This is a genomic window from Streptomyces sp. NBC_00503 (assembly GCF_036346895.1).
GTDB lineage: Bacteria > Actinomycetota > Actinomycetes > Streptomycetales > Streptomycetaceae > Streptomyces.
The window spans coordinates 1617921-1642199 of the sequence record NZ_CP107855.1 but is presented as its reverse complement, the minus strand read 5'-3'; the positions used below and the strand labels follow the sequence as shown (position 1 = coordinate 1642199).

Here is a 24279-nt window from a genome sequence, read left to right as displayed (position 1 = left end):
GATCTTCGTAGGAATCAGGAGTGTCCACCTCAGTGACCCGACCCGACACCGTACGACGGCTCCAGGCCGTCGGCGCCGCCGTCGCGATAGCCGCCGGCGCCCTCGTGGCCGCCGCACCCGCCGCCCAGGCGGCCCGCCCCGGCGCCCAGTGCACCACCCCGCAGCTCAAGGCGGGCTGGTACGGGGACAACCAGGCCCGGCTCCAGCAGCTCATCGACACCTACGGCAAGTGCGGCCCGCACCGGCCCGGCCGCAACAAGCCCGTCGCCGTCTTCGACTGGGACAACACCGTCGTCAAGAACGACGTCGGCGACGCGACCATGTACTGGCTGCTGCGCAACGGCAAGATCCGCCAGCCCGCCGAGGGCGACTGGACCACCACCAGCCGCTACCTGACCCCGGCCGCCGCCAAGGCCCTGGCCGAGGCCTGCGGAACCCTCGCGAAGCCCGGAGCCCCGCTGCCCACCGGCACCCCCGAGGGCGTCGGCTGCGCCGACGAGCTGAACGCCGTCTACGGCACCGCCGCGACCCGCGCGGCCGCGCCCGCCTTCGCCGGCTGGGACCACCGGACCATCGAGCCCGCCTACGCCTGGCTGCCGCAGCTCATGCAGGGCTGGACCGCCCGCGAGATCCGCGGCTTCGCCGCCGCCGCGCAGAGCGAGAACCTGGCCGCGCCGGTCGATGCCAAGCAGCAGGTCGGCTCCGCCACCGCCACCGGCTGGGTGCGCTACTACGACCAGCAGAAGGACCTCATCAACGGGCTGCAGAAGGCCGGCTTCGACGTCTGGATCAGCTCGGCCTCGCCGCAGCCGGTCGTCGAGGTGTGGGCCAAGGGCGTCGGCGTGGACCCCTCGCACGTCATCGGCATCCGCAACACCACCACGGACGGTGGGAAGTTCACCTCCCACCTCCAGGGCTGCGGGTCCGTCAAGGACGGCGAGGACACGATGATCACCTACGTGGACGGCAAGCGCTGCTGGATCAACAAGCAGGTCTTCGGGGTCCGCGGCGCCGCGGCCGAGAAGGTCCAGCCCGCCGCCCGCCGCCAGGTGTTCGCCGCGGGCGACTCCGACACCGACGTGACGTTCCTGCGGGACGCGACCGCGCTGCGGCTCGTCGTCAACCGCAACAAGAACGAGCTGATGTGCCGCGCCTACGACAACAGCGACGGCAAGTGGATCGTGAACCCGATGTTCATCCAGCCCAAGAAGCAGAAGGCGGCCGCGTACCCGTGCGCCACCACCGGCTTCACCGGCCGCGACGGCACCCCGGGGCCCGTGCTCCGGGGTGACACGAGCGTCATCCCGGACCAGACGGACACCGTCTTCTAGGAGCCTGCCGGCGCTTGCCGGCCGGCCCGGTCACAGGAAGGTGCGGCCCTCGCCCCGGTAGGTCGGTGCGGTGGCCGTCACCCGGTCGCCCTCGACGAGGTGCAACTCGTCGAAGCGCTCGCACAGTTCGCCGGCCTTCGCGTGCCGGAACCAGACCCGGTCGCCGATCAGCAGATCGTCGGCCGGGCTGCCGAGCAGCGGGGTCTGCACCTCGCCCGCCCCCTCCTGGGGGTCGTAGCGCAGGCCCTGGGGGAGGTACGGAACCGGCAGCCGGTCCGCCCCCGGCGCCCCGGAGGCCGGATACCCGCCGCCGAGCACCGTCACCACCCCGACGCCGGGCCGACGGACCACCGGCTGGGCGAACAGCGCCGCGGGCCGGCCGCTGAAAGAGGTGTAGTTGTCGAACAATCGCGGTACGTAGAGCCCCGAACCGGCGGCGATCTCCGTGACCGCGTCCTCGGCCGCGGTCTGCTGCACGCTGCCGGTGCCGCCCCCGTTGACGAACTCCAGGTCCGGGACCACCGCGCGCACGGCCCGTACGGCCTCGGCCCGGCGGGCGGCCAGCTCCTTGCGGGCGGCGCCCTGCATCAGGCGGATGACGCGCGAGCGCACCGGACGCCCGGCGAGCGCGTCGCCGACCCCGGCCACGTGGCCCTCGTAGCCCATCAGTCCGACGACCCGGAAGCCGGGCCGGGAGACCACCGCGCGGGCCAGCGCGGCCAGCTGGGCCGGCTCGCGCAGCGGGGAGCGGCGGGCGCCGACGCGCACCTTGCCGCCGAACAGCTGCAGGGCGGTGTCCAGCTCCAGGCAGACCCGGATCTCCTGCGTGCCGCCGTCGCGGGCCCGGTCGATGAGCTCCAGCTGGGCGGGGTCGTCGATCATCACGGTCACCGCGCCGGCCAGCTTCGGATCGGCGGCGAGCTCGGCGAATCCGGCCCGGTCGGCCGACGGGTAGGCCAGCAGCACGTCCTCGAAACCGGAGCGGGCCAGCCAGATCGATTCGCCGAGGGTGTAGGACATGATCCCGGCGAACCCGGGCCGGGCCAGGACCCGTTCGAGCAGCACGCGGCACCGTACGGACTTGCTGGCCACCCGGATCGGCTTCCCGCCGGCCCGGCGCACCAGGTCGTCGGCGTTCGCGTCGAACGCCTCCAGGTCCACGAGGGCGAGCGGGGCGTCGAGGTGCGCGGTGGCCCGGTCGTATCGGGCCCGGTCGGCGGCGGGGGAGTTCATGGGCGGCAGCCTGCCAGATGGGTGTACCCGTGGGTAGGGGGGTGAGCCGGGATCCCGGGCTCCCGGCCAGGTCAGGGACCCGGGTGAAGGGCGGGTCAAAATTTGGTCTCGACCAGTGGATGCCCGTTTTGGCCGTTGAGACGTCCGTTCGAATGTGACTACTCTCGCCCGTCCCCGGCCGATCTCCGGCGGGGAGTCACTATTCAGGGGGAAGCGCCAGATGGCGATCCGCAAGTCCACCATGCAGGAACAGGTCGCACAGGCCATCCGCGAGATCGAGCCGACCGACCGCCCGGTGGTCACCTTCCACACCATCACCGGCCCGAGCCCCTGGCTGATGAACGAGCTCGGCCTGATCGGCCAGCTCTTCGTGAAGTACTACTTCGTCACCCTGACCGAGCAGGTCGTCGTCGTCCACCGCGCCTCCCGGGTCAGCAACCGCCCCAAGGAGCTCGTGCACGTCATCCCGCTCGCCGAGGCCCGTGACAAGGTCACCGACGTGAACCGCAACACCCTGTGGTCCTCCCTGCGCTTCCTCTTCCCGGGCGACGAGAAGCCGACCCGCCTGAACATCAACCGGTACTGGCGCAACGAGCTCGACCAGTTCGTACCGGCACTGAGGGGCAATCAGATCGCCCAGTAGACCCCCGGCCCCGCGGGCCCGCGCAGGCGGGTCCGCGCGGGCGGGCGCGTAAGGTTGTCGGCAGGCAGCCGTACGGAACGGGGGGCGGAGCCGCCGGATGAGCACGTCCACACCGCACGGCGAGGTCCTGACCGCGCCAGACCGGCCCCCTGCCCCGCCCAGGCACAGGCCCGCAAGGGTGTTCGCCGCCGTGGTGTGCGGCCTCCTGGGCCTCGGTCTCACGGGAGCCGCCGGCTGCACGGCCGTCACCGAACACCGCGCGAAGAACCGGCCCCTGGCCGCCGGCGCCGCCTACCTCAAGGCCGCCTCCCTCTGGCACGAGACCCCCGTCGACGCCCTCTTCCCGCCCGTCCTCAGGGCACAGGACGCCGGGCCCGGCGGCGCCGACCGCACGTGGACCCGTATCGCCCTCGCCCCGGACGCCGACTGTCCCGCCGCCCTCGGCGCCGACTGGCGGGCCCTGCTCGCCGGAGCCGGCTGCACCCGGGTGCTCCGGGCCACCTACACCGACGCCACCCGCAGTTCGCTCGTCACCGCCGGCATGGTCTTCACCCCCGGCGACGCCGCCGCCATGAACTCCCTGCGCGGCCGGCTCACGGCCCCGCCCGGCTACGGATTCCCCGACGACCGGCGCGCCGCCTGGACGGCCTCCGTGCTGCCCGAGGCCCCCGTCGTCGTCTACGGAGTCTCCGCGTTCACCGACGGCCGTATCCTGGACGCCCCCCGCCCCGCCGAGGACACGATGGCCAAGGACGCCACCGGAGCCGTGGCCCAGGCGGGCCTCGGTTACGAGGCCAAGGCCGTCACCGATCAACTGGCGCGCGCCGTACGGGCCCTCGCCGCGCCTCCCGCCCCGGAGCCGGCCCGATGAGCGGCTCGGGGGCCCGGCCGGTGCAGGGCTCGGGAGCCGGTCCGACAGCCGGTCCGACAGTCGGTCCCACCAGCCGCTCCGGAGCCGGTCCGGTACGGCGGCGCGCTGCCGCCGCGGGGATCGCCCTCGGAGCCCTCCTCGTCGCCGTCGCCGTGCCCCCGGCCGCCGCCGACGCCATCCGCGACCGCCAGTGGGGCCTCAGCGCCCTGCGCGCCGAGGAGGCCTGGGGCACCACCCGTGGCCAGGGGGTCACCGTCGCCGTCCTCGACACCGGGGTCGACGCCACCCACCCCGACCTGGCCGGCCAGGTCCTCGACGGCACCGACCTCGTCGGCATGGGCGCCGGCCCGGGGGACCGCGCCTGGGCCCGGCACGGCACCGCCATGGCCGGGATCATCGCCGGACACGGCCACGGCCCCAACCGCCGGCAGGGCGTCTTCGGCATCGCCCCCCAGGCGAAGATCCTCCCGGTCCGCGTGATCCTGGAGGAGGGCGACCCCGGCCGGGCCAAGGCCCGCGACAGCAAGGGCGGCGCCCTCGCCGAGGGCATCCGCTGGGCCGCGGACCACGGCGCCGACGTGATCAACCTGTCCCTCGGCGACGACAGCAGCTCCGCCCACCACGAGGCGGGCGAGGACGAGGCCGTCCAGTACGCCCTCGCCAAGGGGGTCGTCGTCGTCGCCTCCGCCGGCAACGGCGGCGAACAGGGCGACCACGCCTCCTACCCGGCCGCCTACCCCGGGGTCATCGCCGTCACGGCCGTCGACCGGGGCGGCAAGAAGGCCCCCTTCTCCACCCGCAGCTGGTACGCCACCGTCAGCGCCCCCGGAGTCGACGTGGTCATCGCCGACCCCGACCGCTCCTACTACGAGGGCTGGGGCACCAGCGCCGCCTCCGCCTTCGTCTCCGGTGCGGTCGCCCTGGTCAAGGCCGCCCACCCCGGACTGTCCCCGGCGCAGATCAAGAAGCTGCTGGAGAGCACCGCCTCCGGCTCCCCGGCCGGCGGCCGCGACGACTCCCGCGGCTTCGGCCTGGTGGACCCGGTCGCCGCCCTCCAGGCCGCCGAGTCGCTCCCCGCCGAGCCGCCGGTCCCGCTGCCCGTCCCGACCGGGCAGCCCTACTTCGGCTCCGGCCCCGACCCGGTGCGCAGCCCCGAGCGCGGTGCCCGCCTGGGCGCTCCGGCGGGAGCCGCCGCGGGGCTGGCACTGCTCGTGGCGGCCGGGGTACTGGCCCGGCGGCCCCGGGCCGCGCGGGGGGATAGGGTCGGGTAACTGTGGCGATCAAAAACATGGCGATCAAAGACATGGCGACCAAAAACATTCCGGACCCGGGCTTCTCCGACGACGACGGCTCCGCGGACCCCCGGCTGAGCGCGGCCCTGGCCGCCTGGGCCGAGGACCGGAGCACGGAGCCGCAGGTGCTGGCCGCCCTGAAGGACGCCCGCCTGCTGGTGCCCGTCGTCGCCGTCCTCGGCGAGGTGGAGACCGACCCCGAGACCGGGCTCAAGCGGGAGAAGACCAGCGACATGGCGGTCCCCACCCTGCGGGCCGGGGACCGGCGGGCGCTGCCCGCCTTCACCTCCATCGCCTCGCTGGCCCTGTGGGACCCGGCCGCCCGCCCGGTGGCCGTCCCGCTGCACCAGGCGCTGGCCGCCGCGGCCCACGAGAAGGCCGACACCGTCGTCCTGGACCTGGCCGGTCCGGTCACCTACCAGCTCACCGGCCCGGCGCTGCTCGCGCTGGCCGAGGGCCGCACCGACGCCGGGCCGCTGGCCGACCCCGCGGTGCGCGAGGCGGTACGGGCCGTCGTGGCGGCGGAGCCGGCCGTGCTCGGCGCCCACCTGGGCCCGGGCGGCGAGGACGCCGACGGCACCCTGGCGATCGTGCTGGCCGCGGGTCCCGAGGCTCCGGCCGCGGCCCGGCGGGTCGCAGAGGCCCTCGCCGGCGACCCGACCCTGCGCGCACGCCTCGTAGGAGGGCTGGACCTGGCGCTGCTCCCGCAGGGGGCACCGGTTCCGCCGGGCGAGCCGCTGTTCGCCCGCTGAGACCGGCGGGCCCCGCACGCCCCGTAGAACGCGAAAGAGCCGCCGGGAACCTTCCCGGCGGCTCTTGTGTGTCGGTGGGGGGTTACGAGTACACGGGACCCGTGAACTTCTCGCCCGGTCCCTGGCCCGGCTCGTCCGGTACCAGCGAGGCCTCGCGGAAGGCGAGCTGGAGGGACTTCAGGCCGTCGCGCAGCGGGGCGGCGTGGAAGGAGCTGATCTCGGTGGCGCTCGCGGTGACCAGGCCGGCCAGGGCGTTGATCAGCTTGCGGGCCTCGTCGAGGTCCTTGTGTTCGGAGTCCGGCTTGTCCAGGCCCAGGTTGACCGCTGCCGCACTGAGCAGGTGGACGGCCACCGTGGTGATGACCTCGACCGCCGGCACGTCCGCGATGTCGCGGGTCATGTCGTCGTAGTCGGGGGAGTCGTGCGTGGAACCGGAGGGCGTCGCGTCAGTCATGTGCCACACGATATGCCGTGCGGCAGGCTTGCAACGCGGGTGCTAGTATGTACTTCGACCGGCCGGACACTTATGTGCCCGGCCCACAAGTGGAGGCTCCGATTCTCCCACCTGACCACCCTCACGGGAGGCAGGTCACCGGTCAGGTGGTATCCATCGTTCCGTACGGACGATGGAAAGCTGCCCGATTTTGCGCCCCGCGGTTCGCACGCGACGGTGCTCCGGTTGTATTGGAGCCCCTCCCTGTGCCCGGCGGGGCTTTTTTCATTCCCGCCGCGGTCGGTCTGACGGAAAAACGTCAGCGGCTGTCCTCCAGGCAGCCGTGTGGTGCTACCGAGGAGGATCCATCAGCACCGAGCCCCGCATCAACGACCGGATTCGCGTTCCCGAGGTACGACTCGTCGGCCCCAGCGGCGAGCAGGTCGGCATCGTGCCGCTTGCGAAGGCGCTCGAGCTCGCGCAGGAGTACGACCTCGACCTGGTCGAGGTCGCGGCGTCCGCACGCCCGCCGGTCTGCAAGCTCATGGACTACGGCAAGTTCAAGTACGAGTCGGCCATGAAGGCCCGTGAGGCGCGCAAGAACCAGGCGCACACGGTCATCAAGGAAATGAAGCTCCGACCGAAGATCGACCCGCACGACTATGACACCAAGAAGGGTCACGTCGTTCGGTTCCTCAAGCAGGGCGACAAGGTCAAGATCACGATCATGTTCCGTGGTCGCGAGCAGTCCAGGCCGGAACTCGGCTACCGACTGCTGCAGCGCCTCGCTTCGGACGTCGAGGACCTCGGGTTCATCGAGTCGAACCCGAAGCAGGACGGCCGAAACATGATCATGGTTCTCGGTCCGCACAAGAAGAAGACCGAGGCGATGGCCGAAGCCCGCGAGGCGCAGGCCGCCCGCAAGGCCGAGCGCCAGGGTGTTGCGGTCAGCGACGAGAGTGGTGACGAGGCTGCGGCCGCCGACGCCGCGCTCGAGGCCGAGAACGCCGCACTCGAAGCCGAGGACGTGGACGCAGAGGACGCCTCCGACGAGGCGACCGACGCCCCCGACGAGGCAGCCGCCTCTCACGAGGCTCCTGCCGAGGCCTGATTCCGAGGCAGCCCGTCTCGGATTCACCGACACAATATGACGCTCCCGAGCCGGTCCCGAGCAGGACCGGTGGGGACGCCACCGACGAGGAGATAACGGCGCTATGCCGAAGAACAAGACGCACAGCGGGACCAAGAAGCGCTTCAAGATCACCGGCTCCGGCAAGGTGCTCCGCGAGCGCGCTGGCAAGCGCCACCTGCTCGAGCACAAGTCGTCCCGTGTCACCCGTCGCCTCACCGGCACCGCGGAGATGGCCCCCGGCGACGCCGCGAAGATCAAGAAGCTTCTCGGCAAGTGACGTCCCTCCGCTCCCCGTCAGAGGGAGCGGGACGTCAGTACCGGGACCCCATCGAATTCGGGCCGTGTGAAGAACACCACGGCCCCGCTACAAGGAGTTAAAAGTGGCACGCGTCAAGCGGGCAATCAACGCCCACAAGAAGCGCCGGGCAATCCTCGAGGCGGCCAAGGGCTACCGCGGTCAGCGTTCGCGCCTGTACCGCAAGGCCAAGGAGCAGGTCACCCACTCGCTGGTCTACAACTTCAACGACCGCAAGAAGCGCAAGGGCGACTTCCGTCAGCTGTGGATCCAGCGCATCAACGCTGCTGCCCGCCAGAACGGCATGACGTACAACCGCCTCATCCAGGGTCTGAAGGCCGCCAACATCGAGGTGGACCGCAAGATCCTCGCCGAGCTGGCCGTCAACGACGCCAACGCGTTCGCCGCGCTGGTCGAGGTTGCGCAGAAGGCCCTTCCGGCCGACGTCAACGCCCCGAAGGTCGCTGCCTAAGCAGCACGCCTTCAAGGCTGCAGTAATTTGCCCGGACCCGCAGGCCTCGCGCCTGCGGGTCCGGTGCGTTGTCCGACCGAGTTCCACCCGCAGTACGCACGGAAGCGAGCCGACCGCCATGGGTACCCCCGCCGAGCTGATCTCCCCCCGGTCCACCCGGGTGGCCGCCGCCAGGCGACTGGCGCGCCGCAACTTCCGCACCAAGGAGCGCCGGTTCATCGCCGAGGGCCCGCAGGCCGTGCGCGAGGCCGTCGAGCACCGGGGCGCCGAGGGCGCCTCGACCCTGATCGAGCTGTTCGCCACCGTCGAGGCCGCCGAGCGCTACTCCGACATCGTCGACGCCGCGCTCGCCGCCGGGGCCCGCGTCCACTACGCCTCCGACGAGGTGCTCGCCGAGGTCTCGCAGACCGTGACCCCGCAGGGGATCGTGGGCGTCTGCCACTTCCTCGACTCGCCCTTCGAGGAGATCCTCAAGGCCGGGCCGAAGCTGGTCGCCGTCCTCGCCCACGTCCGCGACCCCGGCAACGCCGGTACGGTGCTGCGCTGCGCGGACGCCGCCGGAGCAGACGCGGTGGTGCTGACCGACGCCTCCGTGGACCTCTACAACCCCAAGTCGGTACGGGCCTCCGTGGGCTCCCTCTTCCACCTCCCGGTGGCCGTCGGAGTCCCCGTCGAGCAGGCCGTCGCGGGGCTGCGCGCGGCCGGCGTACGGATCCTGGCCGCCGACGGGGCCGGTGACGAGGACCTCGACGCCGAGCTGGACGCGGGCACCATGGGCGGACCCTCGGCCTGGATCTTCGGCAACGAGGCCTGGGGCCTGCCCGAGGAGACCCGGGCGCTCGCCGACGCGGTGGTGAGGGTCCCGATCCACGGCAAGGCCGAGAGCCTGAACCTCGCGACGGCCGCCGCCGTGTGCCTCTACGCCTCCGCTCGTGCACAGCGGGCGCCCGGAGGGTGCCGCTCCGTGACCCCCAGCTAGTAATGTGGCGGCCCGGGGGCCCACTGCGGTACTCGGAGATGTGGGGTACGGGGACATGACCGTCGGTACGAACAGTTCGCCGGGGTCCGCCACGGCGGCCGGCACACCGGTCCTGGCGGCCGCGCCCCAGCGGGCCGAGACCGCCCGGGTGCCCGCACAGCCCGCGCAGGCCTCCCACCCCGCGCACGCATGCCCCGTAGGCCTCTCGGGTGCCGGGCCGCAGGGCGCGCAGGGGCACGGGGAGTTCGCCGGGCTCGGGATCGACCCCGACGACCTGCCCGACGGGCTCGTCATCGCCGATGCCACCGGCCGGGTCGTCTGCTTCAACTCCGCCGCCGCACGCATCACCGCCCTCCCGGCGGGCGACGCGATCGGCGTGGGCATCGAGCAGGCGCTCCCGCTCGAAGACCTCGAAGGCCGCCGCTGGTGGGCGCTGACCGACCCCTACGGGGGCCTCCTCACCCGGCGCGGACAGCCCGAGCGCAACCTGCTGCTCCCCGGCGGCCGCGAGGTGCTGGTCTCCGCCCGGTACGTGCGCACCCACCCCAGGGGCCCGCTGAGCCGCCTCGTGGTCACCCTGCGCGGCACCGAGGCCCGGCGGCGCACCGAGCGCAGCCACGCCGAGCTGATCGCCACGGTCGCCCACGAGCTGCGCTCGCCGCTGACCTCGGTCAAGGGGTTCACGGCGACGCTGCTGGCCAAGTGGGAGCGGTTCACCGACGACCAGAAGCGGCTGATGCTGGAGACCGTCGACGCCGACGCCAACCGCGTCACCCGGCTGATCGCCGAGCTGCTCGACATCTCCCGCATCGACTCGGGGCGACTGGAGGTCCGCCGCCAGCCCGTCGACATGGCCACCGCCGTCGGCCGGCACGTCCAGGCGCTCACCGCGAACGGCCAGGCCCCGGAGCGGTTCCTCGTGAGCGTGAGCCGTCCGCTGCCCGATCTGTGGGCGGACCCGGACAAAATTGACCAGATCCTCGGCAACCTGCTCGAAAATGCGGTGCGACACGGCGAGGGAACGGTCACCATCGAGGTAGCGCCGACCAGCTTCGCGAACGCCGCGGGCAAGACCGAGAAGGGAACCGCCGTCACCGTGACCGATGAGGGCCCCGGGATCCCCGAAGAGTCGATGGGCCGCGTCTTCACCCGCTTCTGGCGGGGCAGCAAGCGCGGCGGCACCGGCCTGGGCCTGTACATCGTCAAGGGGATCGTGGAAGCCCACGGCGGCACCATCAGGGTCGGCCGCGGCCCCGGCGGCGGGGCCGAGTTCCGATTTATCCTGCCCGTCGCCGCCCCGGCGTACCTCACGCAGTAGACCTGCGGAGCGTCCCGCCAGGAAGCCCGACGGGCCCCTTCACCCCCAGCGACCTTTAGACTCGACCTTTGGCACCTTTGTGTCCTTGTGCCGAGCGCGTCGTGCGTATCGCGGCGGGGACCCACCAGCCAGCCATCGGAAGTACGGGAAGAGATGTCGGCACCGAACAAGTCGTACGACCCTGTTGAGGTCGAGGCACTGAAACCGGAAGAGATCGAGCGCATGCGGGACGAGGCGCTCGCCGCCTTCGCCTCCGCCGGCGACCTCGACGCGCTGCGCGAGGCGAAGACCGCGCACATGGGCGACCGCTCGCCCCTGGCGCTCGCCAACCGCGAGATCGGCGCGCTGCCGCCGCAGGCCAAGGCCGCGGCGGGCAAGATCGTGGGCCAGGCCCGCGGTGCCGTGAACAAGGCCTTCGGGGCCCGCACGGTCGCGCTCGAAGCCGAGCGCGACGAGCGGGTGCTGGTCGAGGAGGCAGTGGACGTCACGCTGCCCTACGACCGGGTTCCGGCCGGCGCCCGGCACCCCCTGACCACGCTGATGGACCGCATCGCGGACATCTTCGTGGCCATGGGGTACGAGGTCGCGGAGGGCCCCGAGGTCGAGGCGGAGTGGTTCAACTTCGACGCCCTCAACTTCACTCCCGACCACCCGGCACGCCAGATGCAGGACACCTTCTTCGTCAAGGGCCCCGAGGGCACCGAAGGCGACGAGTCCGGCGTCGTGCTGCGCACCCACACCTCCCCGGTGCAGGCGCGCTCGCTGCTGGAGCGCAAGCCCCCCGTCTACATCGTGTGCCCCGGGCGGGTGTACCGCACCGACGAGCTCGACGCGACGCACACCCCGGTCTTCCACCAGGTCGAGCTGCTCGCCGTGGACGAGGGCCTGACCATGGCGGACCTCAAGGGCACGATGGACCACATGGTCCAGGAGCTGTTCGGCGAGGGCACCACCACGCGCCTGCGCCCGCACTTCTTCCCCTTCACCGAGCCGTCCGCCGAAATGGACATGCAGTGCTACGTGTGCCGCGGCGCATCGGTGGGCAACCCCGACCGCCCGTGCCGCACCTGCTCCAGCGAGGGCTGGATCGAGCTCGGCGGCTGCGGCATGGTCAACCCCAAGGTGCTCATCGCCTGCGGTGTGGACCCGGAGAAGTACAGCGGATTCGCCTTCGGGTTCGGCATCGAGCGGATGCTGATGTTCCGCCACAACGTCGAAGACATGCGAGACATGGTCGAGGGTGACATCCGTTTCACCCGGCCGTTCGGGATGGAGATCTGATGCGGGTCCCGCTTTCTTGGCTGCGGGAGTACGTCGACCTCCCCGCGGGTGAAACCGGTCGCGACGTCGCGACCAAGCTCGTCGACGCCGGCCTCGAGGTCGAAACCGTCGAGCAGCTCGGCGGCGGGCTCAAGGGCCCGCTCGTCGTCGGCCAGGTGCGATCCATCGAGGAGCTGGAAGGCTTCCGCAAGCCGATCCGCTTCTGCACGGTGGACGTCGGCCAGGCCAACGGCACCGGCCTGCCGCAGGAGATCGTCTGCGGCGCCCGGAACTTCTCCGTCGGCGACAAGGTCGTCGTGGTCCTGCCCGGCGCGGTGCTGCCCGGCGACTTCGCGATCGCCTCGCGCGAGACCTACGGCCGCACCTCGCACGGCATGATCTGCTCCGGCGACGAGCTGGGCATGGGCGACGACGGCACGCACGGCATCATCGTGCTGCCGCACGAGCACGAGGTCGGCACCGACGCGATCAAGCTCCTGGAGCTGGTCGACGAGGTCCTCGACATCGACATCACCCCGGACCGCGGCTACTGCATGTCCATGCGAGGTGTGGCCCGTGAGGCCGCCACCGCGTACGGCCTGCCGCTGCGCGACCCGGCGCTGCTCGACGTGCCCGCGCCGAACTCGTACGGCTACCCCGTCAAGATCGAGGACCCGCAGGGCTGCGACCGCTTCACCGCGCGCACCGTGACCGGTCTCGACCCCGAGGCGCGCTCCCCGATCTGGCTCACGCGCCGCCTGCAGAAGGCGGGCATGCGCCCGATCTCGCTCGCCGTCGACATCACCAACTACGTGATGCTCGAGCTCGGCCAGCCGCTGCACGCCTACGACCGTTCGCGCATCGACGGCGCCATCGGCGTCCGCCGCGCCGAGCAGGGCGAGAAGTTCACCACCCTCGACGGGGTCAAGCGCACCCTCGACGCCGAGGACCTGGTGATCACCGACAACAGCGGCCCCATCGGGCTCGCCGGCGTCATGGGCGGGGCCAACACCGAGATCGCCGACTCCGTCACGGACCCGGCGACCGGCGTGGTCACCGGCACCACCGAGGTGGTCGTGGAGGCCGCGCACTTCGACTCCGTGTCGATCTCGCGCACCGCCCGCCGCCTCAAGCTGTCCTCCGAGGCCTCCAAGCGCTTCGAGCGCGGTGTGGACCCGCAGGCCGCCGCCGCGGCCGCGCAGCGCACCGTGGACATGCTCGTCCTGCTCGCCGGCGGCACCGCCGAGGCCGGAGTCACCGAGCTCACCGCCCCGGGCGCCCCGCGCACCATCGCGATGAGCGCGGACCACCCCGACCGGGTCGCCGGCATGGAGTACGGCCGCGAGACCGTCGTACGCCGCCTCCAGGAGGTCGGCTGCGACGTCTACGGCCAGGACGAGCTCGTCGTCACCGTCCCCTCGTGGCGGCCCGACCTCGCCGAGCCCAACGACCTCGCCGAAGAGGTCATCCGGCTGGAGGGCTACGGGAACCTCCCGTCGACCCTCCCGCAGGTGCCCTCCGGCCGCGGTCTGACCGCCCGGCAGCAGCTGCACCGCCGGGTGGGCCGCGCGCTGGCCGGCGCGGGCTACGTGGAGGCGCTCAGCTACCCCTTCCTCGGGGAGGGCGTCTTCGACCAGCTCCAGCTGTCCGCGCACGACGCCTCCCGCCAGGTCGTCAAGCTGGTCAACCCGATCTCCGACGAGGAGCCGGCGCTGCGCACCACGCTGCTGCCGGGTCTGCTCGGCGCGCTGCGCCGCAACGACAGCCGGGGCAGCCACGACCTCGCCCTCTTCGAGACCGGCTCGGTCTTCCGCGCCGCCGCGCAGCCGGGCGTCGCGGTACGCCTCGGCGTCGACCGGCGTCCCACCGACGAGGAGATCGCCACCCTGAACGCGGCCCTGCCCGCGCAGCCGCGCTACGCCGCGGTCGTGCTGGCCGGGGCCCGCGAGCAGGCCGGCTGGTGGGGCAAGGGCCACCCGGCCGACTGGGCCGACGCGATCCAGGCGGCCCGCTCGCTGGCCGTCGAGGCCGGTGCGGAGCTGGTCGTGCGCCAGGGCCAGTACGGCCCCTGGCACCCGGGTCGCTGCGCCGAACTGATCGTCACCCTCGACGGGGTGGAGACGGTCATCGGCCACGCCGGTGAACTCCACCCGCGGGTGGTCAAGGCGATGGGCCTGCCGGCCCGTACCAGCGCGATGGAGCTCGACCTGGACCGCCTCGCGGCGGCCGGCGGCGAGGCCCTCCAGGCGCCCCGGATCTCCTCCTTCCCGGTGGCGACCCAGGACGTGGCGCTGATCGTCGACGCGTCGGTTCCGGCCGCCACGGTCGAGGCCGCGCTGCGCAAGGGCGCCGGTGAGCTCCTGGAGTCGCTGCGGCTGTTCGACGTCTTCGAGGGCGAGCAGGTGGGCGAGGGCAAGAAGTCCCTGGCCTATGCGCTGCGCTTCCGGGCGGCCGACCGGACGCTGACCGCCGAGGAGTCGACGGCGGCGCGCGACGCGGCCGTTGCCCTGGCCGGTGAGCGCACGGGCGCGGTGCTGCGCGGAGCGTAGCCGCTGGCGCTTGGCTTGAGGGGGTGCATCCCGATTCGGGGTGCGCCCCCTTACGCGTTCCCCTGCCCTGGCTGCGCGGGGGCGGGCCGGGCCCTGCGGGGCATGTCCCCTACCCGCCCTTCCACCGTTCCCCGGGCTCTGCCCGGACCCGCGCCTCAAACGCCGGCGGGGCTGGATTTTCCAGCCCCGCCGGCGTTTGAGGCGTTTCGGGAAGGGGCGGGGTGGGGGAGCTGCCCGCAGGGCCCCGGGGTCGGGCGCGCAGCGCCGGGGCGCGGACGTCCGGGCGGCTGGGTGCGGGCGTCCGCGCCGGAATCGGGGGCCACGCGGGCCGGGCCCGGTGGGTGGGCCCGGCACGCGTTCGGTCCGGCTCGGACGGGGCCCGGCGACCAACCAGGGCCCGGCGGAGCCGAAGCGCGCCGCCCGCCTGCCGTGGAGTGTCGGGCAGACAACAGGACGGGCGGCGCGGTTTTCGGGTCGTCGCACTGTACGAGGGGGAGCCGACGACCCGGGCTACCTCTTGGCGAGGCCCTTAAGTGAAGCGCCCGCAGGGGGTCCTCCGGGAGGGTGCGTATCGCATTTATGCGCGTACTGGGTTCACACCCTGTGTGAATTGGACACAGTGCACCCCGTGTGAACCGCGCACCCATTAGCCTGGGTCCGACGAGCCCTTGGAGGGGCCTATGCAGCCCAACGCACTGCTCGATGCCCTCCTCGCCGAGGCGGGCATGTCCCACGCCGGACTCGCCGCGCACGTGAACCAGGCGGGCCGCACCCGGGGACTGGCCCTGCGGTACGAACACACCGCCGTGGCGCGGTGGTTGAAGGGGCAGCGGCCCCGCGGGCAGGTGCCCGACCTGATCTGCGAGGTGGTCGGAGGCCGGCTGGGCCGGGCGCTGTGCCTCGACGACGTCGGGTTCGGGGTGCCGGGGCAGCACGGCGCGGGCTCGCACGCGTCCCCGCTCAGCGGCTTCGTCGACCGGGCGGCCGCCCTGTGGCGCTCCGACGGGCAGGGCCGGCTCCCGATGCTCAACGCCGAGGCGCTCACGGGGACGCCCGCCGTGATGCCGGTGTGGGAGTGGGAGAACCCGCCGGAGGACGCCGACGTGTCCCGCGAGGGGCCCACCCGGGTGGGCCCGGAGCACATCGAGATCCTGCGGGCCGCCCGCGCGCACTACGAGCTGATGTACCGCCGGGCCGGCGGTGTGGCCACCCGCGACCGGATCGTGCGCTTCCTCGGCAGCGAGACCGCTCCGATGCTGCGCGGCAGTTACTCCGACGGGCTCGGCCGCAGCCTGCACCGGGCGACCGGTTCCCTGGTGGCGGTGGCGGGGATCTGTGCGTACGACTCGGACGCGCACGGGCTGGCCCAGCGGTACTTCCACCAGGCCCTGCGGCTGGCCAAGGCGAGCGGGGACCGCGGGCTGGGGGCGTACGTGATCGCGCTGATCGTCAACCAGTCCCTGCATCTACGGGAGTTCCGCCAGGCCGTGGCCTTCGCGGAGGCGGCCCTGCGTGCCGCGGGCCGGCACACGACCCCGGCGCTGGCCGCCGACCTGTACGCCATGCAGGCCAAGGCGTACGCCCAACTCGGGGACACGGCAGCCGCGTTGGCCTGCATCCGCAACGCGGAGGCGGCCGCGGAGCGGATCAGGCCCGGCACGGAGCCCGATGAGACGGGGTACGTGCAGCCCGGGCTGGTCAACGTACAGGTGGCCGAGGCGCTGCTGGGGATGGGGGACCTGCGGGGGGCACACGAGCAGGCCGCGGCGGCGGTGGGGACCCCCGCGCACGACCGGGGCCGTGTGCACCGCCTCGCGATGCTGTGCGAGATCCAGTTGCGCCAGGGCGAGGCCGACCAGGCGGTGGCTTCGGCGGCGGAGATGGCGGAGCGGGCCAAGGGCATGGAGTCGCTGCGGCTTCGCGACCGGCTGCGGGCGGTCCGCGAACAGCTGCTGACCAGCGGTTGTTCGGGTGCGGAGGAGACCGCGGAGCTCATCGACGGAGCGCTGCGCGTTCCCCTGTGACCGGGTGAACTGCTGCCATGTTGCCACCTACTCGATCGGAAGGTGGCAGAACCGTGCAGTGGATGAACCTGAGTGAGCAAACCGTGTATGCCAACCGTTGGTTCGACGTGAACCTCGCCGATGTGGAACTCCCCGACGGCCGGCACCTGGACCACTTCGTGATCCGGCTGCGCCCGGTCGCCGTCGCCACGGCCGTCAACGAGGCCAACGAGGTGCTGCTGCTGTGGCGCCACCGCTTCATCACCGACAGCTGGGGCTGGGAACTGCCCGCCGGGGTGGTCGAGGACGGCGAGTCGCTGGAGGACGCCGCCGCCCGGGAGATGGAGGAGGAGTCGGGCTGGCGGCCCGGCCCGCTCCGCCATCTGATGACCGTGGAACCGTCCAACGGGCTGACCGACGCCCGCCACCACCTCTACTGGGCGGACGGAGCCACGTACATCGGCCACCCCGAGGACGCCTTCGAGTCCTCGCGCCGGGAATGGGTCCCGCTCAAACTGGTGCCGGACATGATCGCGCGCGGCGAGGTCCCGGCCGCCAACATGGCGGCCGGGCTGCTGCTACTGCACCACCTGCGGCTCGGCTGACGCCGTGACGGGTACTGGCGCCGTGACCGGGCCGGGCGCCGGTGACCGGTACGGCGGTCAGCCGTACGGGTAGAAGCCCGAGCCGGTCTTGCGGCCGAGGCGGCCGGCGTCGACCATCCGCTGGAGCAGCGGGGGAGCCGCGTACAGGGGCTCCTTGAACTCCGCGTACATCGAGTCGGCCACCGAGGCCACCGTGTCCAGACCGATGAGGTCCGCGAGCTTCAGCGGGCCCATCGGGTGGGCGCAGCCCAGCTCCATGCCGTTGTCGATGTCCTCGCGGCTCGCGATGCCCGACTCGAACATCCGGATCGCGGACAGCAGGTACGGGATGAGGAGCGCGTTGACGACGAAGCCGGAACGGTCCTGGGCGCGGATCGCGTGCTTGTTCAGCACGCCCCCGACCAGGGCCTCGGCCCGCTTGATGGTCTCGTCGCTGGTGGTCAGCGCCGGGATCAGCTCGACGAGCTGCTGCACCGGGGCCGGGTTGAAGAAGTGGATGCCGATGACCTGGTCGGGCCGCGAGGTCGCGACGGCCAGCTTGACCAGCGGGATCGAGGAGGTGTTGGAGGCGAGGATCGCGTCCGGGCGGGTGATCACCTGGTCGAGGACCTGGAAGATCTCCGTCTTGACCTGCTCGTTCTCGACGACCGCCTCGATGACGAGGTCGCGGTCGGCGAACTCGCCGAGGTCGGTGGTGAACGACAGGCGGGCCAGGGTCGCGTCCCGCTCCTCCTCGCTGATCTTGCCGCGTTCGGCGGCCCTCGTCAGCGAGGTGTGCAGGCGGGTCCGTCCGAGCTCCAGGGCCTCGCCGGTGGTCTCGGCGACCATCACCTCGAGACCGCTGCGGGCGAACACCTCCGCGATGCCCGCGCCCATCTGGCCACAGCCCACTACGCCGACGCGTGCGATGTCGTCTGGGAGGTCCGTCACATCGTGCCTTTCGCTGCTCTCCATCGCGGGTCCCCCGTACTCGTGCAGTGGTAACTGCGTTCCGGCGCCCGCCACGCCCCCCGACGTTACCCCCGTCCTTGCCCGGCGTGTCGGGCCGGGGCGGGCATGCTGGGCGGACAGCAGGCAATGTCACGGAGCGGAACGGAGTCGTCACATGGCGCACATCGGGAGGCGGGGGATGTTGGCCGGGGCAGCGGGGGTGCTGGCGGCCGCGGCGACGGCCGCCCCGGCGAAAGCGGTACGGGGATCCGAGGGCGCGGCGGCCCCGGAGCGCAAGGCCGCGATCAGAGCCCCCGAGGCGGAAAAGACCGAGTTCAGGGGGGTGTGGGCGGCCTCCGTGCAGAACGTGGACTGGCCCTCCGAGAGCGGACTGCCCGCCTCCGAACAGCGCGCCGAGCTGCTCCACCTGCTCGACCGGGCCGTCGCCCGCCGCCTCAACGTGGTGATCCTCCAGGTCCGCCCGACCGCCGACGCGATGTGGCCCTCGGCCCGCGAGCCGTGGTCCCAGTGGCTGACCGGTGAGCAGGGAGTGGATCCCGGATGGGACCCGCTCGGCACCGCCGTCACCGAAGCGCACGCCCGGGGGCTGAAACTGCACGCCTGGTTCAACCCGTACCGGGTGGCCAACCACACCGATCCGGGCCGGCTCGTCCCCGAGCACCCGGCCCGCCGCAACCGCGGCTGGACCGTCCCCTACGGCGGCAAGCTGTACTACAACCCCGGGCTGCCCGAGGTGCGCCGCTTCGTGCAGGACGCCATGCTCGACGCGGTCGCCCGCTACCCGCTCGACGGGGTCCACTGGGACGACTACTTCTACCCGTACCCCGTCGAGGGCCGCGATTTCGACGACGACGCCGCGTACGAGAAGTACGGCCGGTCCTTCGCCACCCGCGCCGACTGGCGCCGCCACAACACCGACACCCTGGTCCAGGAGATGTCCGGGCGGCTACGGGCACTGCGCCCGAAGACGCGCTTCGGCATCAGCCCCTTCGCCATCTGGCGCAACTCCGACCGCGATCCGCTCGGTTCGCCGACGAAGGCGGGCGTGGCCACGTACGACGACCTGTACGCGGACACCCGCAAATGGGTGCGCGAGGGCTGGATCGACTACATCGCACCGCAGGCCTACTGGCAGATCGGGCACCCGGCCGCCGACTACGCGGCCATCGTCCCCTGGTGGGCGCAGACCGTCGCCGGCACCCGCGTCCAGCTCTACGTGGGGGAGGCGCTCTACCGCTGCGACGCCGAAAGCTCCACCGCGGCCTGGCGCGATCCGCGGGAGCTGTCGCGGCACGTGCGCTTCGCCGCCGGATACCCGGAGGTCCGCGGCCATGCCTACTTCTCGGCGAAGCAGGTGGACGCGGACCCCAACGGGGCGATGGCCAGGGTGGTCGCGGACCACTACCCGACGGTGGTGGCGCCGCCGTCCTGAATCACTGATCGCGGTCAGTGGCCGCGGTCAGTGGTCGTGGTCGGCGGGGTGCTTCACGATGCAGTCGGGGCCGGGGGACATGACGGCCTCGTGCCCGTCCGTGAAGCGGACCCGGTAGGGAGGGGTGCCGTTCTCTCCCAGGACCTGGGTGATCTCTCCGACCTTGTCGTGCTGGCCCACGATCCTGCCGTGCTGAACCAGCTGGTCGCCCTCGGTCGCGCGCATAGCTGACCTCCTACGGTGGCGGTCCGATCCGGTGCTAGCAGTTTAGGTCGTTTCACTGCTATTTGGCCCGTTGGGTCACGGCGATGCAGACCAGCACCGCGCAGGCGGCGACGGGCGCGGCGGGGGACAGGTGTTCGCCGAGCAGCACCACCGACCACACCAGGGTCAGCAGCGGCTGCGCGAGCTGCAGCTGGCTCGCGCGGGCCGCGCCGATCTCGGCCATGCCCCGGTACCAGAGGTAGAGGCCGAGGAAGGCGGAGCCGACCGCGACCCAGACGAGCCCGGCCAGCCCGTGCCGGCTGAGGTGGGCCGGCTCGTACGCGAGCCCGAGCGCGGAGCCGGCGATGCCGATCGGCAGGCACAGCACCAGCGCCCAGGCCGCGACCTGCCAGCCGGGCATCAGCCGGGCCAGGCGGCCGCCCTCGGTGTATCCGGCCGCGCACACCAGGAGGGCGGCGAAGAGGAGGCCGTCGCCCGCCGAGAGGGAGCCGCCGCTCTGGGACACGGTGAAGCCGAGGACCACGGTGGCCCCGGCGGCGGCCGCCACCCAGAACCTCCGCGAGGGCCGGGCCCCGGTGCGCAGCGAGGAGATCACCGCGGTGGTCAGCGGCAGCAGGCCGACGACGACGGCGGCGTGCGAGGTCGTGGAGGTCTGGAGCGCGAGGGTGGTGAGCAGCGGGAAGCCGATGACCGTGCCGCCCGCGACCACCGCGAGGCCCAGCCAGTGCGCGCGGTCGGGGAGCGCCACGCGCCCGGCCAGCAGGCAGCCGGCGGCGACCAGGCCGGCGAGCAGGCAGCGCAGTCCGAAGAGGGACCAGGGGCCGAAGCTCTCCAGGCCCCAGGCGGTGCCGGGGAAGGTCAGCGAGAACGTGACGACACCGGCCGAGGCGAGGACGGTGCCTCCGCCGAACCGGCTGCGGGGGACCGTGTCCGTCGCCGGGCCGTCCGTCGCCGGGCCGCTCGCGGCCGGGCTGCCGGTGGCCGAGGTCCGAACCGCTATCGCCTTGGGGAGGGTAGCGCTATTCTTTGCTGTCATGTACGAGCGTAGCAGTGTGGCGGAGCTGGCGGAATCCCTGCGGTCGGAGCTGAACCGCTACCCGTTGGGTGGAAAGCTCCCGTCCAGCCGGGCTCTTGTCGAGAGCTACCGCGTCAGCCCCGTCACCGTGACCCGGGCCCTGGCGCAGCTCGCGGCCGAGGGCCTCGTGGTCACCCGCCCCGGAGCCGGCGCCTTCCGCGCGCAGCCCCGTACGCAGTCGCCCGCGCCCGGGGACACCTCCTGGCAGGCCGTCGCGCTGAGCGCCGAGGGTGCCGGCGAAGTGGTCCCGCGCTCCGTCGACGCCTCCGGGGTGCTCGCCACCCTGACCGTGCCGCCGACCGGGGTCATCGAGCTCAACGGCGGCTACCTGCACCCCACCCTCCAGCCCGAGCGGGCCATGGCCGCCGCCCTCGCCCGCGCCGGACGGCGGCCCGGCGTGTGGGGGAGGCCTCCCGTGGAGGGGCTGGCGGAGCTGCGGGACTGGTTCGCGCGGGAGATCGGCGGACCGGCCGGGACCGTCGGCGCGGCGGACGTCCTGGTCACCGCGGGCGGGCAGAGCGCGCTGACCACCGCCCTGCGGGCGCTCGCCCCGCCCGGGGCGCCGATCCTCGTCGAATCCCCGACCTATCCGGGGCTGCTGGCCATCGCCCGGTCCTCCGGGTGCCGGCCCGTGCCGGTCCCGATGGACGCGGACGGGGTCCGGCCGGAACTGCTGGCCGCCGCCTTCGAGGCGACGGGGGCGCGGGTGTTCGTATGCCAGCCGCTGTTCCAGAACCCGACCGGGTCCGTGCTGTCCGACGAGCGGCGCGCCGAGGTGCTGCGGATCGCGCGCGCCGCCGGGGCGTTCGTGGTGGAGGACGACTACGCGCGCTCCCTGGTCCACGAGGACTCCGGCCCGCTGCCCCCGACCCTGGCCTCCGAGGACACCGACGGGGTGGTCGTGCACGTCCGCTCGCTGACCAAGACCACCTCGCCCAGCCTGCGGGTGGGCGCCCTGACCGCCCGCGGCCCGGTACGGGACCGGCTGCGTGCGATCCAGGTCGTGGACAGCTTCTTCGTGCCCCGTCCGCTCCAGGAAGCCGCCCTGGAACTGGTCGGCGCGCCGGCCTGGCCCCGCCACCTCAAGGTCCTGGCCGAGGAGTTGCGCCACCGCCGGGACACCCTGCTGGGGGCCCTGCGCCGGGAGCTGTCGGAGCTGGAGGTGCCCCACCCGCCGCGCGGCGGCTACCAGATGTGGGCCAGGACCGGCGGGGGCCTGGACGACGTCGCCTTCACGGCGGCCGCGCTGCGCGCCGGGGTGCAGGTCGCGCCCGGGCGGCCCTTCTTCTGCGCGGAACCGCCCGCTCCGTACGTCCGGATGAGCTTCGCCGGGGTGTCCGGCGCGGGCGAACTGACCGAGGCGGTCAGGCGGCTGCGGTCGGGGCTCGGTCCGGACGCTTGACCCCGTGGCACATGCGGCTCACCATCGCCGCATGCATGTTCGGGTTTCGCTAGTAGCAGCAGCCCGTAGTAGCTCGCTGCTCGCAGAGCGCTTCGACGACGACCGCCCCATCGACGTGGACGGCTGGCGCGCGGTGGAGTCCGCCGCGCGCGGGCTCGTTCCGCTGGGCTCGGCCGACCTCCGCTACTGTTCGCCGACCTCGCGCAGCCGGGCCACCGGCGCGGCCCTCGGGTACGCGCCGATGGCGCAGCCCGCGCTGCGCGAGTGCGACATGGGCCGCTGGCGGGGGCTGACCCTGGCGGAGGTGGCGGCCCGGGAGCCGGCCGCCGTGGACCTGTGGCTCGCGGACCCCCGGGCCGCCCCGCACGGCGGGGAGTCCCTGCTCTCCTTCATCGCCCGGATCGGCGGCTGGCTCGACACCCGGCCGGCGGACGACGGGGGAGCGATCGTGGCGGTGGCGGAGCCCTCGGTGGTCCGGGCCGCGCTCGTCTACGCCCTGAACGTGCCCCCGTCGACCTACTGGAGCGTGGACGTCCGTCCCCTGTCCACGATCACGCTGGCGGGCCGGCCGCGGCGCTGGAACCTCTCCCTCCAGGCGCCCGTCTGAACCGACAAAATCGGTTGAGGCGCAGGTGGGGTGTGCTTAGCCTGCGGGCATGGACGAGACCACAGACATCGGCGGCCCGGGCATCCGGATCACCACGCTCGCGGAGCGGCCCGAACTGGCGGCCCGGCTCTGGGACATGAAGGACTCGTGGCCCGAGTTCGCCCAGCACGACGCGCTGGCCTGGCTGCTGTACCCGCGGATGGTGGCCGAGTTCCCGGAGTACGTCCTGATCGCCACGGACGGCGACGCGGTGGTCGCCCGCGGCTTCAGCGTGCCCTTCGCGCAGCACGCGCCGGGCCGCGAGGGGGTGCTGCCCCCGCAGGGCTGGGACCGGATCCTGATGTGGGCATTCTCCGACCTGCGGCGCGGGGTCGAGCCCGACACCGTGAGCGCGATCGAGATCAGCATTGCGAGCGACCGGCAGGGCGAGGGCCTGTCCGGCCGGATGCTCGCCGCGATGCGCGAGACCGCCCGCGCGCGCGGCTTCACCGAGGTGGTGGCGCCGGTCCGGCCCAGCGGAAAGCCGGCCGAGCCGGACACCTCGATCCACGAGTACGCGTACCGCACCCGCGAGGACGGTCTCCCGTACGACCCGTGGCTACGGGTCCACGTGCGGGCGGGCGCCGTCATCGACTCGGTGGCCCCGCTGTCGATGACGATCACCGGCTCCCTCGAGCAGTGGCGCGAGTGGACGGGCCTGCCCTTCGACACCGCCGGCCCGGTCCGCGTTCCGGGCGCCCTGTCCCCGGTCCACTGCGATCCGCAGCAGGGCTACGCGGTCTACGTCGAGCCGAACGTCTGGGTCCGGCACGGGCTCACGGCCTAGAGGAGCGAGACGGGGGCGGTGGCGGAGGAGCCGAGGTAGATCCCGCCGATGCCCGCGTAGTTCGCCCGGTAGCCGCGCAGGATCTCGTCCAGCGGGATCGTCAGCCGGGCCGGGGTGTCGCAGCGGGCGGCGCCGAACTGGTCGGTGACGGCCGTGCACAGGGTCCGGCCGCCGAGGGTGGTGAAGGTGACCGGTACGCCGTCCAGCCCGGCCGGTGCGTCCGCGATGCGCACGGTGGCGCTGAGGTTCTTGACGCCGAACAGCAGCCCGTTCAGCTTCGCCGGGCCGGCCGTCGCGGCCGTCGCGGCGGTGGCCACGGCGGGACGGACCCGCTCGGGGTCGTCGCAGAGCTGGCGCTCGGGGGCGTAGACCTGGCCGGTGGGGCAGGCCAGCACGGTGGCGATCCCGCCCCCGCACTGCACGTAGAACCGCTGGTCCTGCGCCCGCGGCAGCCGCCCGGTGACCCCGCCCGCGCACGAGCCCTCGGTGGTGCCGACGGCCCCGGCGGGTACGACCCCAAGCCCCAGGGCGAAGGCCGCCCCGGCGGCCAGTGCGGCGAGTCCCTTGACGATGCGTAACACCCTTGCCCCCAG

Annotated in this window: 24 protein-coding genes; 18 read left to right on the top strand and 6 right to left on the bottom strand. The window is 73.0% G+C overall.

What is annotated here, in order from left to right; all coding sequences use genetic code 11:
* The first annotated feature begins 32 nt into the window (after positions 1 to 32).
* Positions 33 to 1331: a haloacid dehalogenase-like hydrolase gene (locus OG490_RS07700; RefSeq protein ID WP_330295533.1), complete on the top strand. Its 1299-nt coding sequence runs from the start codon at positions 33 to 35 to the stop codon at positions 1329 to 1331.
* A gap of 30 nt (positions 1332 to 1361) precedes the next feature.
* Here the strand turns inward: OG490_RS07700 and OG490_RS07695 are convergent, their stop codons facing one another.
* A complete protein-coding gene (locus tag OG490_RS07695) occupies positions 1362 to 2564 on the bottom strand; it encodes an amino acid deaminase/aldolase (protein WP_330295532.1) in 1203 nt (400 codons plus the stop codon).
* A 220-nt stretch (positions 2565 to 2784) separates the two neighbouring features.
* On the opposite strand from OG490_RS07695, the gene OG490_RS07690 reads away from it, so the two are divergent.
* The 4 genes from OG490_RS07690 (at position 2785) to OG490_RS07675 (ending at position 6122) form a co-directional block, all read left to right on the top strand.
* The gene (locus OG490_RS07690) at positions 2785 to 3207 is read left to right on the top strand and encodes a hypothetical protein (RefSeq protein WP_330295531.1); all 423 of its coding nucleotides are present in this window, start codon (positions 2785 to 2787) and stop codon (positions 3205 to 3207) included.
* A 97-nt stretch (positions 3208 to 3304) separates the two neighbouring features.
* Positions 3305 to 4078: a hypothetical protein gene (locus tag OG490_RS07685; RefSeq protein ID WP_330295530.1), complete on the top strand. Its 774-nt coding sequence runs from the start codon at positions 3305 to 3307 to the stop codon at positions 4076 to 4078.
* A complete protein-coding gene (mycP, locus tag OG490_RS07680) occupies positions 4075 to 5349 on the top strand; it encodes a type VII secretion-associated serine protease mycosin (protein ID WP_330295529.1) in 1275 nt (424 codons plus the stop codon). The genes OG490_RS07685 and mycP overlap by 4 nt, the downstream gene beginning before the upstream one ends.
* Before the next feature lie 32 nt (positions 5350 to 5381).
* Entirely contained in the window at positions 5382 to 6122 is a 741-nt protein-coding gene (locus OG490_RS07675; RefSeq protein WP_330300816.1) for an SseB family protein, read from the top strand.
* A gap of 82 nt (positions 6123 to 6204) precedes the next feature.
* On the opposite strand, the gene OG490_RS07670 is transcribed toward OG490_RS07675, so the two are convergent.
* Entirely contained in the window at positions 6205 to 6576 is a 372-nt protein-coding gene (locus tag OG490_RS07670) for a DUF1844 domain-containing protein (RefSeq protein WP_330295528.1), read from the bottom strand.
* A gap of 322 nt (positions 6577 to 6898) precedes the next feature.
* Here OG490_RS07670 and infC point away from each other — a divergent pair, with 322 nt between their 5' ends.
* The 9 genes from infC (at position 6899) to OG490_RS07625 (ending at position 17168) form a co-directional block, all read left to right on the top strand.
* Positions 6899 to 7666 (top strand): translation initiation factor IF-3, encoded by a 768-nt coding sequence (gene infC, locus OG490_RS07665; protein WP_330295527.1) that lies wholly within the window; start codon positions 6899 to 6901, stop codon positions 7664 to 7666.
* Positions 7667 to 7769: 103 nt separating this feature from the next.
* The gene (gene rpmI / locus OG490_RS07660; RefSeq protein ID WP_030157249.1) at positions 7770 to 7964 is read left to right on the top strand and encodes a 50S ribosomal protein L35; all 195 of its coding nucleotides are present in this window, start codon (positions 7770 to 7772) and stop codon (positions 7962 to 7964) included.
* A gap of 103 nt (positions 7965 to 8067) precedes the next feature.
* Positions 8068 to 8454, top strand: a complete 387-nt coding sequence (rplT, locus tag OG490_RS07655; protein WP_330295526.1) for a 50S ribosomal protein L20 — start codon at positions 8068 to 8070, stop codon at positions 8452 to 8454.
* Positions 8455 to 8572: 118 nt separating this feature from the next.
* Positions 8573 to 9433: a TrmH family RNA methyltransferase gene (locus tag OG490_RS07650; RefSeq protein WP_330295525.1), complete on the top strand. Its 861-nt coding sequence runs from the start codon at positions 8573 to 8575 to the stop codon at positions 9431 to 9433.
* A gap of 55 nt (positions 9434 to 9488) precedes the next feature.
* A complete protein-coding gene (locus tag OG490_RS07645; RefSeq protein WP_330295524.1) occupies positions 9489 to 10751 on the top strand; it encodes a sensor histidine kinase in 1263 nt (420 codons plus the stop codon).
* 153 nt (positions 10752 to 10904) lie between these two features.
* A complete protein-coding gene (gene pheS, locus OG490_RS07640) occupies positions 10905 to 12032 on the top strand; it encodes a phenylalanine--tRNA ligase subunit alpha (protein ID WP_330295523.1) in 1128 nt (375 codons plus the stop codon).
* The gene (pheT, locus tag OG490_RS07635) at positions 12032 to 14560 is read left to right on the top strand and encodes a phenylalanine--tRNA ligase subunit beta (protein ID WP_330295522.1); all 2529 of its coding nucleotides are present in this window, start codon (positions 12032 to 12034) and stop codon (positions 14558 to 14560) included. The genes pheS and pheT overlap by 1 nt, the downstream gene beginning before the upstream one ends.
* Before the next feature lie 680 nt (positions 14561 to 15240).
* Positions 15241 to 16584, top strand: a complete 1344-nt coding sequence (locus tag OG490_RS07630; protein WP_330295521.1) for a transcriptional regulator — start codon at positions 15241 to 15243, stop codon at positions 16582 to 16584.
* Positions 16585 to 16601: 17 nt separating this feature from the next.
* Entirely contained in the window at positions 16602 to 17168 is a 567-nt protein-coding gene (locus tag OG490_RS07625) for an NUDIX hydrolase (RefSeq protein WP_443065766.1), read from the top strand.
* A gap of 57 nt (positions 17169 to 17225) precedes the next feature.
* Here OG490_RS07625 and OG490_RS07620 read toward each other — a convergent pair whose 3' ends face one another.
* On the bottom strand, positions 17226 to 18122 hold the full coding sequence (locus OG490_RS07620; protein ID WP_330295519.1) for a 3-hydroxybutyryl-CoA dehydrogenase: 897 nt from the start codon (positions 18120 to 18122) through the stop codon (positions 17226 to 17228).
* A gap of 151 nt (positions 18123 to 18273) precedes the next feature.
* On the opposite strand from OG490_RS07620, the gene OG490_RS07615 reads away from it, so the two are divergent.
* Entirely contained in the window at positions 18274 to 19551 is a 1278-nt protein-coding gene (locus OG490_RS07615) for a glycoside hydrolase family 10 protein (RefSeq protein ID WP_443065765.1), read from the top strand.
* Positions 19552 to 19578: 27 nt separating this feature from the next.
* Here OG490_RS07615 and OG490_RS07610 read toward each other — a convergent pair whose 3' ends face one another.
* Both OG490_RS07610 and OG490_RS07605 read right to left on the bottom strand, forming a co-directional pair.
* The gene (locus tag OG490_RS07610; protein WP_330295517.1) at positions 19579 to 19776 is read right to left on the bottom strand and encodes a DUF1918 domain-containing protein; all 198 of its coding nucleotides are present in this window, start codon (positions 19774 to 19776) and stop codon (positions 19579 to 19581) included.
* Positions 19777 to 19834: 58 nt separating this feature from the next.
* Positions 19835 to 20812 carry a DMT family transporter gene (locus OG490_RS07605; protein ID WP_330295516.1) on the bottom strand — a complete coding sequence of 326 codons (978 nt, stop codon included), beginning with the start codon at positions 20810 to 20812 and terminating at the stop codon, positions 19835 to 19837.
* Here OG490_RS07605 and OG490_RS07600 point away from each other — a divergent pair.
* From OG490_RS07600 to OG490_RS07590, 3 genes are read left to right on the top strand one after another with little or no spacing between them, the layout of a single operon-like run.
* Entirely contained in the window at positions 20811 to 22253 is a 1443-nt protein-coding gene (locus OG490_RS07600) for an aminotransferase-like domain-containing protein (protein WP_330295515.1), read from the top strand. The two genes, OG490_RS07605 and OG490_RS07600, sit on opposite strands and share 2 nt — an antisense overlap.
* Positions 22254 to 22284: 31 nt before the next feature.
* A complete protein-coding gene (locus OG490_RS07595; RefSeq protein ID WP_330295514.1) occupies positions 22285 to 22860 on the top strand; it encodes a histidine phosphatase family protein in 576 nt (191 codons plus the stop codon).
* A 49-nt stretch (positions 22861 to 22909) separates the two neighbouring features.
* Positions 22910 to 23686, top strand: a complete 777-nt coding sequence (locus OG490_RS07590; RefSeq protein WP_330295513.1) for an N-acetyltransferase — start codon at positions 22910 to 22912, stop codon at positions 23684 to 23686.
* Here OG490_RS07590 and OG490_RS07585 read toward each other — a convergent pair.
* Positions 23683 to 24267 (bottom strand): chitin binding peritrophin-A domain-containing protein, encoded by a 585-nt coding sequence (locus tag OG490_RS07585; protein WP_330295512.1) that lies wholly within the window; start codon positions 24265 to 24267, stop codon positions 23683 to 23685. The two genes, OG490_RS07590 and OG490_RS07585, sit on opposite strands and share 4 nt — an antisense overlap.
* Positions 24268 to 24279 lie beyond the last annotated feature (12 nt).